The sequence below is a fragment of the Siphonobacter curvatus genome, assembly GCF_002943425.1.
Taxonomy (GTDB): Bacteria; Bacteroidota; Bacteroidia; order Cytophagales; family Spirosomataceae; genus Siphonobacter; species Siphonobacter curvatus.
This window is the reverse complement of sequence record NZ_PTRA01000001.1, coordinates 1,551,169-1,566,651: the sequence shown is the minus strand read 5'-3', so window position 1 is coordinate 1,566,651 and position 15,483 is coordinate 1,551,169. Positions and strand designations below refer to the sequence as shown.

Below are 15,483 nucleotides of genomic sequence, written 5' to 3'. Positions count from 1 at the left end.
TGAGTCTTGAATCGTATTCCGTATCTGAGCTGCGTTACGCTTCAGTGACAAGTCCAGATAGTGAACGAATACGGAAATGAATGAATGGACTTTTAAATTGAAAAAACCCTCAGAATCAGGGACTCTGAGGGCTAAATCACCTGCTGCACTCAGCATCGGTTGTTTTTACGTACGGACGGGGGGACTCGAACCCCCACGCCTCACGGCACTAGATCCTAAGTCTAGCACGTCTACCAGTTCCGCCACGTCCGTAAATCGTCCGCTTTGATGATTTGATTCCGTTAGGCGACCAAATCCTTCAAATCGGAACGCAAAGGTATGTCATTCCTAAGCGATAGTCAACCCCTGCGACAAGATTATTTTTCAAGTGTAGAGAAATCGAAAAATCTACCCGACCAATTCCGGGAAAAAGCCGCTGAAATTCGATATTATTTATCCGCAATATTTGGTAAAACTCCCTCCTTCTTAGTATATTTAATTTTACAATGTTTCATAAACGGGCATTGTTTCCTTTTCCCTCATTTGAAGAGGCTTCTCTTCGCTAAATACATACCCATCTTCAATCCCATTTGAATTCAGGGTACAATGAGTACAGTGGAACTTACGATTGATTTAGAGGCGGAACGCCAGGAAATACTGAAACGCTACCGCAAATTATTGCGGACGGCCAAGCCCTTCTTGAAGGATAATGATGCCAAACTGATCAAGAAGGCTTTTACTCTAGCCGCCGACGCCCACAAGGACATGCGGCGTAAAACGGGTGAGCCGTACATCTACCATCCGATTGCCGTCGCTCAGATTTGTGTGGAGGAAATCGGGCTGGGTACTACTGCTATTATCTGTGCCTTGATGCACGATGTGGTGGAAGATACCAGTTATACGCTGGATGATATTGAGAATCTTTTTGGTCCGAAGGTCGCCAAGATTATTGACGGCCTTACCAAAATTGCGGGTATTTTCGAGCAGGGAGCTTCCGCTCAGGCCGAAAATTTCCGTAAGCTCTTACTCACGCTTTCTGAAGACGTACGGGTAATTCTGATCAAACTGGCCGACCGCCTGCATAACATGCGGACGCTTAGTTCGATGAGTCGGGACAAGCAGTTAAAAATTGCGTCCGAAACGACGTATCTCTACGCTCCCCTCGCCCACCGGCTGGGCTTGTATACGATCAAAACGGAGCTGGAAGATTTATACCTCAAGTATGCCGAACCCAAGATTTACAAGGAAATTGCGGCAAAACTTAAATCGACTAAAACGCGTCGCCAGCAGTTTATCCGGGAATTCGTTCGACCCATCGAGCGGGATTTGAAGTCGGAAGGCATGCACTTTACGGTGAAAGGCCGCCCCAAGTCCATCCACTCGATCTGGAATAAAATTAAAAACCAGGGTAAAAGTTTCGAGGAAATCTACGATCTCTTCGCCATTCGGGTCATCATCGACTCAACCCCTGAGCAAGAGAAAGCCCTGTGCTGGCGGGCCTATTCCATCGTTACGGACCATTACCGGCCTAATCCCGAGCGTCTACGCGACTGGATTTCCAATCCCCGAGCTAACGGGTATGAATCCCTGCATACGACAGTGATGAGTAGTTCCGGTCAATGGGTGGAAGTACAGGTACGGTCGCGACGGATGGACGAAATTGCTGAAAAAGGATACGCCGCCCACTGGAAGTACAAAGGCAATAATACCAACGTTAACGAAGGAATTGATGCCTGGCTGAATCAGGTTCGGGAAGTACTGGAACACAATGACAGCTCGGCCATTGAATTTATCAATGATTTCCGGGGGCATTTGTTCCAGGACGAAGTGTTTGTGTTCACGCCTAAAGGTGATCTGAAAGTATTACAGGCGGGCTCGACAGCACTGGATTTCGCCTACTCCATTCACTCCCACATTGGTTCGCACTGTCTGGGAGCGAAAGTAAATGGCAAGCTGGTTGAAATCAGCCATGTACTCAAAAACGGCGATCAGGTAGAAATTCTGACTTCCACCAAGCAATCCCCCCGCGAGGACTGGCTCAAATTCGTCATTACGACCAAGGCTCGGGCGAACATTAAGGAAGCCCTGAAGGAAATCAACCGGCAACACGTCACCGAAGGACGTGAGCTGGTGGCCAAGAAGCTGAAAAACCTGGGCATTGAACTTTCCTTTGACATTACCAATCAGTTACGGGCCTATTTCAATGCCCGCGACCCAAATGACTTGTACTACCGGTTTGGAAAAGGCTATCTGGGCGTAGAGGAGATTAAACGCTGGAAAGCCGCCCGCGATGCTCACAAACGGGCTCAGGAAGCGAAGAATACGCTGGCCGGAAACATTGAAGACAGCAAGTCGATCGTTAAGGAATTAAAACGGGTTCACGGCGATCGCCCAGACTCCGACATGTTACTGATCGGCGAGGATATGGACAAGTTTGACTATACGCTCTCGGCCTGCTGTAATCCCATTCCCGGTGATGAAGTGTTTGGTTTTGTGACGGTTAATGAAGGAATCAAAATTCATAAAACTACTTGTAAGAATGCCCGTGAGTTACTGTCCACGCACGGTAACCGGGTAATTAAAGCCAAGTGGTCGAGTCAGTTAGTCGCTTTTTTGGCGGGTATTCGCATCAAGGGTACCGACCGCGTGGGCTTGGTTAACGATGTGACAAAAGTGATTTCGAAAGAGCATAAGGTCAATATGCGGTCGATTATCGTGGATACCAACGAAGGGGGAATCTTTGACGGAAAAATTAAGTTATACGTCCACGACACTGAACACCTGAACACGCTGATTTCCAAGCTTAAAAAAGTAAAAGGTGTTTTTGAAGTACTCCGGTTTGAATATTCCGAAGTATAATATCGATTTACTCATTGATTCATCCAAACTACCATTGAACGGGCTGTAATGAATCTAAATTCTGCAGGAGTTTATCTTTCACTGAGCTAAACTCCTGTAAATGCCTTTTCTTTGCAACTTATTCCGAAAACAATGCCTCTTAACGAATCGAGTTTTACGACGGTGAGGCAGATCTTCACCGCGTTCCTGGAAAATAAAGGTCTTCGTAAAACGCCCGAACGTTTTGCGATTCTGGAGGAGATTTACTCTCGCGACGACCATTTCGACGTAGAAGAACTCTACGTTTCCATGAAAAATAAAAAGTACCAGGTTTCACGGGCTACGGTCTACAACACCCTCGATGTACTGGTGGAATGTAACCTGGTCACCAAACACCAGTTTGGTAAAAACCAGGCTCAGTACGAAAAATCCTACGGCCGCCGGCAACACGATCACCTAATCTGTACGGATTGCCACCACGTAACGGAATTCTGCGATCCCCGGGTACAGAACATCCAGAATATGGTAGGCGATATGATGCAGTCGAACATCATGCACCACAGCCTGATTTTCTACGGATCGTGCACCAAGCCTAATTGCGAAAATCGAAATTCTATGCTCACGGGCCAACCCTTTGCCCTGACAAATGAATAAAGACTAATGACTCAGTAACGGCCCCCTCCCATACCGCAGGGAGGGGTTCTGTATTCTATCTGAGTTTCTTTTACATTTTAATTACTACCAATGAAAGTTGACGTATTGCTGGGCCTTCAATGGGGCGACGAAGGCAAGGGAAAAATTGTGGACGTATTAGCTCCACAGTATCAGGTGGTTGCCCGTTTTCAGGGCGGCCCAAACGCGGGGCACACGCTAGAATTTGAAGGGAAAAAACACGTACTCCATCAGATTCCTTCGGGTGTATTCCGTTCGGAAGTGCTGAACATTATCGGTAACGGCCTCGTGCTGGATCCGATCGTCTTCAAAAAGGAAATTGAAGGCCTCAGCGAGAAATTCGGCATGGATCTGACCAAGAATCTGCTGATTTCGAAAAAAGCTTCCCTGATTTTACCCTCGCACCGCCTGCTCGACGCCGCTTACGAACAAGCCAAAGGAGATTCTAAAATTGGCTCGACGCTTCGTGGTATTGGCCCTACGTACACCGACAAAGTGTCGCGGCAGGGTTTACGCGTAGGAGATGTACTTTCTCCAAACTTTTCGGCTAAATACAAGCAGCTAGTCGATACGCACAAGATGATCTTGGGCTTCTATAATTTCTCGTACGACCTGACGGAACTGGAACAACAATTCTTCGATTCCATCGAGTTTTTGAAGCAGTTTGAACTGGCCGATACCGAGTACGTCATCAACCAGGCGATCAACGAGGGTAAAACCATTTTGGCCGAAGGAGCTCAGGGTTCTTTGTTGGATATTGATTTCGGTTCCTATCCGTTTGTAACTAGCTCGACGACGATGACCGCCGGGGTTTGTACTGGTCTGGGCGTAGCTCCGAAGAACGTCGGTGAAGTATACGGTATTTTCAAAGCCTACTGCACCCGTGTGGGTAGCGGTCCTTTCCCGACTGAACTGCACGACGAAACGGGCGAACGCATTCGTCAGGAAGGTCGCGAGTTTGGTGCCACTACGGGACGTTCGCGTCGGACGGGCTGGCTGGATTTGCCTTCGCTGAAGTATGCCATGATGGTGAACGGTGTCACACAACTCATCATGATGAAAGTGGACGTGCTGAACATCATGGAAGAAATCAAGGTTTGTACGCACTACCAACTGCCCGACGGTACGGTAACGGAACAGATCCCGCACGACATGAACGATATCGAGATTACACCGGTATACAAAACGTTCAAAGGTTGGCAAACGGACCTGACCAATTTCCACTGCTACGATGAATTACCTGCCGAACTGGCCGAGTACATCAGTTTCCTGGAAGAAAGTCTGGAACTACCCATTAGCTTCATCTCTACGGGTCCTGATCGGGAAGCAATCATTCACCGGGAAGCTCAATTGAGCGTATAGTTGTTTTTAGTTGACGGTTACTCGTTGATCGTTTTCAGTAGTTAACCGTCTTCCTTTTAAAACAGGGTCACTCCGTATCAAAAACGCAGTGACCCTGTTTTTTTATGCCCTATCCGCAAGGCTGCAAATGATATTGACGCTACTGAACCCTTCCAGACTATCTATCGAATGACAAACGGACTTCGCGTCACAGGCGCGAACCCATTGATGCCCTAATCAATTCCATATCGCTTACAAATCAGGGCAACGGAGTAACTTATTCACTCCTCCAACCCCGAAGGAGTTCAATGTCATTAGCCCCGTATGAAATGCGGGGAATCGGCCAACCTGGTAGGCACAGCCTACCAACTTAAAAGTCCGTAGTAAATACTACGGACAACGCGTCCCGCTACCTTTACCGGGTTTTATCCTATCAAAACGGAAAACGGAAAACGGAAAACGGAAAACGGAAAACGGAAAACGGAAAACGGAAAACGGAAAACGGAAAACGGAAAACGGAAAACAGAAAATGGAAAACCCCAGCGGCCACCGCTCGAAACCCTAAACTCCCCCAACAAAAAACCCCGGTAACACCGGGGCCTTTCTGCCTAACCATTAAACATTTCAACTAAACACTAAAGCCGGGTCGGCCTCTTGCTAGTAAAGAGACGACCCGGCTTTACACTTACTCTTATATGCTAAACTAAAATTTCCCGGATTTCAGGACGGTACAGGATACCGTACTAAATTACCACGTTGACAATCCGCTTCGGTACCACCACCACTTTCTTAGGGGTTTTGCCTTCCAGCCACTTCAATACTGTTTCATTGGCTAGTACTTCTGCTTCAATGTCTTTCGGCTGAGCGTCAGCGGCAAAGGTTAGCGTGGCCCGTACTTTTCCGTTGATCTGGATCGGATAATCGAAGGAGTTTTCGACCAGATACGCCGGGTTGAATACGGGGAATGGCTGCTTCGTTACGGTGCCGGGTTCGTTCCCTAAGGCTACCCATAATTCTTCGCAAATGTGCGGAGCAAAGGGAGCCAGAATCCGAACAAAATCACTCAGAATGGTCTTCTTATTACATTTCAGCGTAGTCAACTCGTTAGCCAGTACCATAAACGCCGGTACGGACGTGTTGAAGGACAGTACTTCAATGTCCTCCCCTACTTTCTTGATTGCCTTATGCAGAGCTTTCAGTTCTTCGGGCGTGGGTTGCTGATCCGTGACCAGGTATTTACCCGTCTGATCTTCATAGAACAACCGCCAGAGTTTCCGCAGGAAGTTGAACGTTCCGCTGATTCCATTAGTATTCCAGGGTTTTGAATCCGTCAGTGGCCCAAGGAACATTTCGTACAAGCGTAAGGTATCGGCTCCGTATCTTTCTACCACATCATCAGGGTTCACGACGTTGAATTTGGACTTGGACATTTTCTCCACTTCCCAGCCGCAAACAAACTTATCGCCGTCCATGATAAACAGGGCATCTTCGGGAACGTCCGTACGCGAAGCCCTGAATTTTTCTACGTCCAGTACGTCCTGTTCTACGATGTTCACGTCCACGTGTAGCGGGGTGACGTCGTATTTGTCTTTCAATTCAAAGCTCACGAACGTTACTGGCTGTGATTCTTTCACCCGGTATATAAAGTTCGAACGCCCCTGAATCATCCCCTGGTTGACCAGTTTTTTGGCAAACTCTTCTTCGGGAGCAATGCCGATGTCTTTCAGGAATTTATTCCAGAAACGTGAGTATAGCAGGTGACCCGTCGCGTGTTCCGATCCTCCTACGTACAGATCAATGTTCTGCCAGTAGTCAATGGCTTCTTTCGAGGCCAGTTCGTTCTCGTTTTTTGGATCCATGTATCGGAACCAATACCACGACGAACCCGCCCAACCCGGCATCGTACTCAGCTCGTACTCATACTCGCCTTTGTACTTCCAGTCGGTAGCCCGACCCAACGGAGGTTCGCCCGTTTCGGTCGGCAGGTATTTGTCAACGGCGGGTAATTCCAGCGGCAGATCGCTTTCGTCGATCAGATAGGGTAAGCCATTTTTGAAGTACACCGGTACGGGTTCGCCCCAGTACCGCTGGCGACTAAACACGGCATCCCGCATCCGATAGTTGACTTTTCCTTTGCCCAAACCACGTTCTTCCAGCCAGTTGGTCAGCGTTTGAGTCGCTTCCTTATACGTCATTCCGTTGATGATGCCGGAATTGATGTACTGACCTTCTTTGGTGGCATCCGCCTGCTGATCGATGTCTTTCTGAGCATCCAGAATCGGTACGATGGGCAAACCGAAGTGCGTAGCAAAGTTCCAGTCCCGCTGATCGCCGGAAGGTACGCCCATGACAGCACCCGTTCCGTAACCGGCCAGTACATAATCAGCCAGATAGATAGGGACTTTCGCTTCGTTGAATGGATTGATGACGTAGCTACCCGTAAAGACGCCGGATACTTTCTTCACTTCCATCATCCGATCCAGCTCCGAGCGGCGTTTGGTCGCATCTACGTACGCATCCACGGCTTCTTTCTGCTCGGGCGTCGTCAGCGAAGGCACCAGTTCGTGTTCGGGAGCGATTACCATGAAGCTCACGCCATAGATGGTATCCACCCGCGTCGTAAACACTTCAATTGTCTGTTCCTGACCCTCCACCTGAAACTTCACGCTGGCACCCTGCGAACGGCCAATCCAGTTGCGTTGCTGTTCCTTGATGGATTCCGACCAGTCGATCGTATCCAGACCATTCAGTAAACGGTCGGCGTAGGCCGTAATCCGCATCATCCACTGACGCATCAGTTTCTTTTCAACCGGAAAACCGCCACGTTCGGATACGCCGTCCTTCACCTCATCGTTGGCCAGAACGGTACCCAAACCCGGGCACCAGTTTACCACCGCATCGGCCAGATACGTCAGACGATACTTCAGCGTAATTTCGTACTGCTCCTGTTCGCTTTTCGCCTGCCATTCTTCTGCTGTAAATACGGGTGCGTCTTCGTCGCAAACGGCATTTACGCCTTTCGACCCCTTTTGGGCGAAGGTTTCCGTAAGCGTCGTAACGGGCAGAGCTTTGTCAGCGTCTTTGTCGTAATAGTGGTTGAACAATTGCATAAAAATCCACTGCGTCCACTTGTAGTAATCGGCATTGGACGTGCGAATTTCCCGGCTCCAGTCGAAGCTGAAACCGATGTTCTTCAATTGTTCAATATATCGGGTAATGTTTTGTTCGGTCGTAATGGCCGGGTGTTGTCCCGTCTGAATGGCGTACTGTTCGGCAGGCAGACCAAAACTGTCGAAACCCATCGGGTGCAAAACGTTGAATCCCTTCATACGTTTGTACCGACTGAAAATATCGCTGGCGATGTAGCCCAGCGGGTGTCCTACGTGCAGACCCGCTCCGGAGGGGTACGGAAACATATCCAGCACATAGTACTTGGGTAATTCAGACTGGTTTTCGACGCGGTAGGTCTGGTTTGTTTCCCAAAATTCCTGCCATTTCTTCTCAATATCGCGAAAAGCGTACTCCATTGGTTCAGTGTTCAGTTTACGGTTTTCAGATTGATAGGCTGAAACCGGTTTCAAGCCGCAAAAGTACGGAAATTTGAGCAGAAGGTAAGGAAGACTTCACACCTTCCGCTTCCAAACTAACGAAACTCAACTATTAAGTGATTCCAAGTACTTTAAAGCGGCCTTGATTTCGCTGTACGAGACGGCTTCGCCCAAGGTCAGTTTTGCTTCACCTAACGACTGCTGGGGATGTTCCCGTAAGTACTCAATAATCGGCATCAACTGAACTTTCGGATAGAGATCGTATACATCCAGCTCGCCCCCACCCACGTAATGCAGCAGGTGTCCTTCAATAGTGCCGACATTTAGACCACGTTCCTCGGCAATTTCTTCCAGTGTTTTCCCGTCCTGAAACAGCTCGAAGCTGACGCGTTTGGTGTCTACCTTTTCTTTCTTCAGCGGAATCTCAATGACTTCTTTTTCTAGCTGATTTTCTTCGCAGTACTCTTGAATGATCTCAATGATTTCCGACCCAAATTCTTTGACTTTTGCCTTACCAATCCCTTTCACCGTTTCTAGTTCGGCCAGCGTAGTAGGCAGCACCTCCACTAATTCAACGAGTGATTTTTGGGGCAAAATGATGTATACCGGCACGTCGCGTTCCGTGGCCTGACTATCCCGCCAGGTTTTCAAAGCATAGTATAACTCGGGGTGAGCCATGTCTTTACTCGCTCTAGGGCTCGATTTACTACTGGCCGCGGCCGCTTTGGTTCGCACCTTGAAGTCAATGTCCGCATTGGCTTTCGCTCGCAGGTAGTCGCTGGTTGTAAAGCCTTTCATGCCAGCCTGTAACGTTGCCCGCTTGATAGTCACGAGTCGCTGGTAGTTTTCCAGAGCCTGCCCTACTGACTTTTTCACCAGCTGGTTGTCCGTTTCCACGTCCAGCGTCTCGGCGTCAAAAATGTTCTCAAATTTCTCCAGAAAGTACTGACAGCCTTTTTGTACGCGACTCATCAAAGCCTCCTGTTCTTCCGGCAAACCCTCCTGCTGAAAATACTGCGACAATTGCTGCTGAAATTTTCCGGAAACACTATCAATCGCCTCTTCGGAAGCGGTTCGGATCCGTTGCAGGGCCTGACGAATGGCGGGATTGATTACCGTTTGATGCGTATCCAGCAATCGACTCAGGTACTGACGGGTCGAGCGAATTTCCGAGAAGTCGAACAATTCCACTAAAATCGTTTGCTGAAAGGCAATTTTGGCTTCCCTCAATTGTTTCTCGTCGGGAATCTGCTGGCTGGCGGCTCGATTATAGGCTGATACGAGTCCGTCCGTTTTGACGCTGTTTAGGGAAAGTGGGTTTCGCAGCACCATGCCTTCAAAACTTTTACAGCGACTCAAGGCTACGTACACCTGTCCGTGGGCGAAGGAAAGATTGGCGTCGATAATGGCTTTCTCGAAGGTCAGGCCCTGACTTTTGTGAATCGTAATGGCCCAGGCTAGTTTTAGCGGCATCTGGGTGAAACTCCCAATTACCTGCTCTTCAATTTCTTTCGTTTCCGCATTCAGAACGTATTTCACGTTTTGCCATTCTACGGGCTGTACCGGAATTTCGGCGTAATCTTCCTTGCACTTGACGTAAATGGTTTCGTCTTCGATGCGGGTAATTCGACCGATTTTCCCGTTATAAAACAGCTTGTCCCGTGAAGCATCGTTTTTAACGAACATTACCTGGGCATTGATTTTCAGCGTCAGTTCTGGTTCGGTGGGATAGGCATACGTCGGGAATTCATCCTTGATCGTGGCTTCAAACGTATAGCTCTTGCCCTTTAGCTCATCTAGCTTTACTTTATTGATCTTCAGAGCTGTATCGTTATGCGTAGTCAGCGTAATATATCCTTCGTCTTCCTTCGGTTTAAAATCCGGAATATGCCGCTGATTGAGGGCCTGCAAGGTTTCCGTACTCAACTGATTTTCCCGAATCTGATTCAGTAAATCGATGAAAAAGGTATCCGACTGCCGGTAAATGTGCGTTAGTTCAATCCGGACGGGATTACTTTCCTGCAAAGCCCGGCTACTGAAAAAATAAACCGAGTTATAATAGGGTTTCAGTAAGGCCCATTCTTCGTCTTTAATCACCGGTGAAAGCTGGTGCAAATCGCCAATCATTAACAACTGTACGCCGCCGAAGGGTAAGTCCCGATTCTTATACCGCCGCAGGACATCATCGATCCCGTCGAGCGTATCGGCCCGCACCATACTGATTTCATCAATAACCAGCAAATCCAGACTTTTGATAAGGTTGATTTTTTCCTTGCCGAAACGAAACTGCCGCTGCGTGGAGCCGTCGGGCACGTACGGACCAAAGGGTAGCTGAAAAAACGAGTGAATCGTAACGCCCCCGGCATTGATGGCCGCTACTCCCGTAGGAGCGACAATGGCCATTCGCTTTTGCAGGGTTTTCTTTAATCCGTGTAAAAAGGTAGTCTTTCCGGTACCGGCTTTTCCGGTCAGAAAGATGTTTTTATTGGTAAAATGGATGAACTCGGCTGCCAGTTGTAAAGGCGTATTGGATTCCATAATGCAGTGTAAGAAGCTCGGCAAAACTGAATAAAAAACAACTTCAGTCTTTTCAAAGACCAAAAGTAATGAGGGAATGGTAAAGGTCCTTGTCGCTTTTTTAAGCGTTCATAGGCAATGGCAGATCCGCCATCCCTTTAGACTTCACGTTTCGTTCCGCAGCCAGGCGGGATTCAAGTGTCTATTGTCCAGAAAGAAAATTATGACCTCCTAACAACCATCAACTTAACATTAGCAAGCGATACTCCGACCTCCATTCATTCACTCAGCAACTCCTTTCTCTAACCCTACCTAACCTCTGTAAGTTCTTCCTGTATATATGGGCCATCGTGATTTTCCGGGCCTGCGTCGCGAATGCATAGGAAAGACTAAAAGGATTCTATAACTTACAGATACTCTTCCAGTTACTCTTTGCTTTCGGTATGGTAAATCACTACGAACATGAGGACATTCGGGATTATCTGTTTTTTAGGGCTACTGGCATGTACCACTAGCTGGGCCAACTCGCTGCTGATTCCCATGGATGCCCAGCAGACCAATCATCTCAAAGCGTACGGGCTGGCGTACCGCGAGTTAAAAGCCGATCGGGAGATAGACTGGCTGCTCAATTATCGGGGTGGTAGTTTTCTGATGCAATATTCGAAGGAACTGGATCTAGAATGTAAACTTCGCGGCGTTTCGTACGAAGTCATTTCCGACGCGGCGGTGACTACCCTACTCCAGTCAATTACGAATCCGAACGCGAATATGGACGTGGTGAAGCTATACAAAGCCGCCCGTATTGTCGTGTATAGCCCCATCAAAGTAAGTAAAGCGACCTTCGAGGATACCGATGCCGTATTGCTGGTGCTTAACTACGCCGAGATTCCCTACGAAGTCGTGTATGACGAGGAAATCCTGCGGGGTGACCTACACCTCTACGACTGGCTACACCTCCACCACGAAGATTTTACGGGCCAGTTTGGTCGGAATCGCCGCCGTATGAGTGCAGACGATATGCTGGCTCAGAAGAAAATTGCGGAGAAGTACCACTTTGCGAAAGTCTCGCAACTGAAGCTGGAAGTTGCCCGAAACATCAAGGAATTTTGTGCCGGTGGGGGTTATCTCTTTGCCATGTGCTCGGGTACCGAATCACTGGACGTGGCTCTGGCCGCCGAAGGACTCGACATTGTCCCCTCCGTATTCGACGGTGACGGCGTAGACCCGCAGGCTCAAGGAAAACTGGATTTCAGTAAGACCATTGCCTTCGATAATTTCGAACTGGAGCTTTCCGACGAAGATTACCCGGGCATGTCCTTTTCCAATATCAACGCTTCTTCGGGGTACGGCTGGGGGGATGATACGTATTTTTCCCTGTTCGATTTTTCGGCTAAGTGGGACGTGATCCCAGCCATGCTCGTTCAGAATCACGAAACTACCATCCGTGAATTTTTCGGACAGACGAGTGCGTTCAATAAAGCTACGGTCAAACCCAGCGTACTCGTCTTAGGTCAAAGCAAATCTACGTACCGCTACCTATACGGCGAGCTAGGCCGGGGTCAGTTTACCTTTTATAGCGGTCACGACCCGGAAGGTCAACGCGGTTTTCATCGGACTCCTACCGATTTGAACTTACACCCCAACTCACCGGGTTATCGGCTGATTTTGAATAACGTACTCTTTCCTTCGGCTCGGAAAAAGAAACGGAAGACCTAAAAAGCAGAAAGACGATGGGATGTCCCATCCTCTTTCTGCTTTTTATTGTTCATAAATCGATCCTAAACTTTTTAAGACACCAAATCTGAATACAGGATAAATATTATCAACCGTGTTAATAAACTCTCTACCTTTTTGTTGAGGAATAATAAAGGAAAGATCAATAGATAAGCTTAGCCCGTTTCTTACCTGCTTTGAACCAAACAAACCTCTTAACCCTACTTCCCAGAACCAATAGCTTTTTTCTTTTCCTACAAAGTTTGCCTCGAACGCTGATATGTTATCTATAGCAGTAATCCAGTTTGTATTAGCGTATATTCCTAAAGTCCTGTCAACAATTACTACTTCGGCTCCACCCTTTGCGTGAATAAAGAAATTAGTGAAGTTATTACTTAACCCATTGGTTGTGTCTGCCAATGCGAATTTCTTAGTTAGAAAATTAAGCTGACCCGTGATGCCGTAATTCAAATGCTTTTTTTCAGTAGGTCTTAATTTATGATTGTACTGATACTGGCTTCCATAAGTACCTTTCAACTGAAATCCAAAAGGACTAACTTCAGGCAAGAAAAAGTTTTTCAGATTGTCCTGACCTAGTGAAGTAATGTTCGTAGTAAAAAGCCTACCTTCAACGGCTACATAATTCGAAGTACTTACTCTTTTAGAAAATGAAGCAAGTAAATTCATGTTTAAATTAAGCTGTCTCATATCTCCAAGGGGAGAAATTAAAGAAGGCAATGCACCAACCTGAGTTTCTTCATCGATAATCTTTTTCTTATTGTACATTGTATATAGTAACGTATCAACCTTCCTCTGAAGACTATCTTTGAACAGGTTTAATTTATTGAATCTGATAACTATATCATTTAATTTTTTGTCATAAACAATATACTTTTTCTCAGCCTCCGCATAGGTTTTGTTATAAGCAGCAAGCCGGTTCCTGAGCATTGTATCTTTTGTATCAATTTTTTCTATTAACTCTACTATTTGGGGAGAGTACTTTGTGGAATCTAGGATTACAGCCTCTATATACTCCGTACTGGCAGTAAAGCTTTCTACATTGTCCAGGCCCTTTTTAAGGGCTTCAAATCCTCTATTAATTGCTTGAAGTTTAGCATAATTATCAGCGACTGATTCGATGACTATCTTCTTCATATCCACTGTATAAGTAGTATCAAATAAACTAGTCACTCTGTCTAATTTAGCTAACCATGTATCTACAGCTACTGTAGCATTTTCAATCTTAGCGTTTACTAATTCTATTCTATCAGGCAACACAATCAATGTATTCTTAAATTTTATCACTTTTGGGTAACTAATTGTCAAATCTCTATATAAATCCGATTTTATTTTTTGTAAACTTTTTTCAATTTGTAATTTACCTTCTAAAATTTCTATTTCCCTTTCTCTTTTCTTAAGCGAATCCAATAAAATAATTTCTTTATTAGTACTTTTTACTGGAATATTTATTGGCTTCTGCGAATTAAGTGCATCTAGACGCTTCAATAAAGAATCACGACTTATTAGATTGAATACAAAAACAGGTTCCTGTTTTTTTTGATATGAGTCATACGGCTTTATATTTTTTACCGTATCAGCTGGCAATTTGATAGCTTTCTGATTGGCCTCGTTTTCTTTATTAGTACTGCGTAGTAAAATAAAAGGGTCTTGTGCGTAGGCTGATACGAACCTAAAAAGTATAAGTCCTAGGATTAGTAGATTTTTTCTCATCACGAAGATTGGTTTTGGCTTTGAATTAACCAAAGGTACTCCGTGCTCTAGGCCTGGCAAATACCTATAAATGGCCAAATCCTTAATGTATCTAATGACCCATTTCATTAGATACATTAACTGCAGTCCAATCTTTTTATCTCAAGCACCTTCAGTGTGCATTTCAATTAAAATAATATTTTTACTCTACTTAATATATAGATTAAATTAATATTTATATATTTGCCATGTTCTTTCGTACTACAATGGTTCTATAATCATGACTTATCGTTCTATTCTTTTTGCGGCTTCGAGTCTGTTACTGGCTTCATTCCGCCCGATTTCCGACGATCCGGCTTATAAGACCCGATTAGAAGAATGGCATCAAAAACGCGTCGCTTCGTTGAAACGCGAAGATGGCTGGCTTAATCTAGCGGGTTTATTCTGGCTCAAAGAAGGAGAAAATACGGTAGGCAGTGCTGCTGACAACAAAGTGGTTTTTCCCGGAGGAACTGCCCATCTAGGTACGTTTCAACTGAAGAACGGAGTCGTACAGTTTACGCCAACCTCCGATGCCGTGGTGACAATAGATGGACAAAAGGCTACGGGTACGCAGATCATTTTTACTGCTGATACCAAGCCTAATACCGTACAGCATGAGTCGCTAAAATGGGTGGTGATCAAACGCGGCGACCAATACGGCATTCGTTTGCGTGACTTGGAAAGCGAACAGTTGAAAAACTTCCATGGCATCGAACGCTTCGCCGTCAACGAAAAGTACCGGGTTACGGCTCGTCTGGAAAAACCCAGTACGCCCAAAACCGTAGCCATTACCAATATTCTGGGGCAAACTTCCGATCAGCCGCTGGCGGGTACACTAGTTTTCGAACTCGAAGGAAAAACCTACCGGCTCGACGCTACGGGTGAAGAGAAACTTTTTGTTGTATTTGGAGACGAAACAAACAAAAAGGACACCTACGGAGCAGGCCGCTTCTTATACGCCGACCAGCCGAGTGCCGATGGTACGACGGTGCTGGATTTCAATCAGGCTATCAACCCACCCTGTGCTTTTACGCCTTACGCCACCTGCCCGCTGCCGCCCAAGCAAAACAAACTGGCCGTACGGATTCCGGCGGGGGAAAAGCGATTTGGCGATCATTAAACG

8 protein-coding genes and 1 tRNA gene are annotated in these 15,483 nt (G+C 46.6%); 5 read left to right on the top strand and 4 right to left on the bottom strand.

All coding sequences use genetic code 11. From position 1 onward, the window contains the following. Window positions 1-170: 170 nt before the first annotated feature. A tRNA-Leu gene (locus C5O19_RS06325) sits at window positions 171-252 on the bottom strand. A gap of 333 nt (window positions 253-585) precedes the next feature. Here C5O19_RS06325 and C5O19_RS06320 point away from each other — a divergent pair. The 3 genes from C5O19_RS06320 to C5O19_RS06310 all read left to right on the top strand — a co-directional run bounded on the left by C5O19_RS06320 (window position 586) and on the right by C5O19_RS06310 (window position 4,851). Next, complete coding sequence (locus C5O19_RS06320; protein WP_094813931.1) at window positions 586-2,838, top strand: RelA/SpoT family protein; 2,253 nt, start codon at window positions 586-588, stop codon at window positions 2,836-2,838. Window positions 2,839-2,970: 132 nt separating this feature from the next. Continuing rightward, window positions 2,971-3,471 (top strand): Fur family transcriptional regulator, encoded by a 501-nt coding sequence (locus C5O19_RS06315; protein ID WP_094813933.1) that lies wholly within the window; start codon window positions 2,971-2,973, stop codon window positions 3,469-3,471. A 90-nt stretch (window positions 3,472-3,561) separates the two neighbouring features. Beyond that, the gene (locus C5O19_RS06310; protein WP_104710628.1) at window positions 3,562-4,851 is read left to right on the top strand and encodes an adenylosuccinate synthase; all 1,290 of its coding nucleotides are present in this window, start codon (window positions 3,562-3,564) and stop codon (window positions 4,849-4,851) included. A gap of 722 nt (window positions 4,852-5,573) precedes the next feature. Here the strand turns inward: C5O19_RS06310 and leuS are convergent. Together leuS and C5O19_RS06300 are read right to left on the bottom strand one after the other, a co-directional pair. Beyond that, a complete protein-coding gene (gene leuS / locus C5O19_RS06305) occupies window positions 5,574-8,357 on the bottom strand; it encodes a leucine--tRNA ligase (RefSeq protein WP_104710626.1) in 2,784 nt (927 codons plus the stop codon). A 126-nt stretch (window positions 8,358-8,483) separates the two neighbouring features. Beyond that, entirely contained in the window at window positions 8,484-10,916 is a 2,433-nt protein-coding gene (locus C5O19_RS06300; protein WP_104710624.1) for a helix-turn-helix domain-containing protein, read from the bottom strand. A 441-nt stretch (window positions 10,917-11,357) separates the two neighbouring features. Between C5O19_RS06300 and C5O19_RS06295 the strand changes: the two genes are divergently transcribed. Beyond that, window positions 11,358-12,611, top strand: coding sequence for an asparagine synthetase B (locus C5O19_RS06295; RefSeq protein ID WP_104710622.1), 1,254 nt, complete (start codon window positions 11,358-11,360; stop codon window positions 12,609-12,611). A gap of 42 nt (window positions 12,612-12,653) precedes the next feature. Here C5O19_RS06295 and C5O19_RS06290 read toward each other — a convergent pair whose 3' ends face one another. After that, window positions 12,654-14,339: a hypothetical protein gene (locus C5O19_RS06290; RefSeq protein ID WP_133163313.1), complete on the bottom strand. Its 1,686-nt coding sequence runs from the start codon at window positions 14,337-14,339 to the stop codon at window positions 12,654-12,656. Window positions 14,340-14,598: 259 nt separating this feature from the next. On the opposite strand from C5O19_RS06290, the gene C5O19_RS06285 reads away from it, so the two are divergent. After that, on the top strand, window positions 14,599-15,480 hold the full coding sequence (locus C5O19_RS06285) for a DUF1684 domain-containing protein (RefSeq protein ID WP_104710618.1): 882 nt from the start codon (window positions 14,599-14,601) through the stop codon (window positions 15,478-15,480). The last annotated feature ends 3 nt before the right edge of the window (window positions 15,481-15,483 follow it).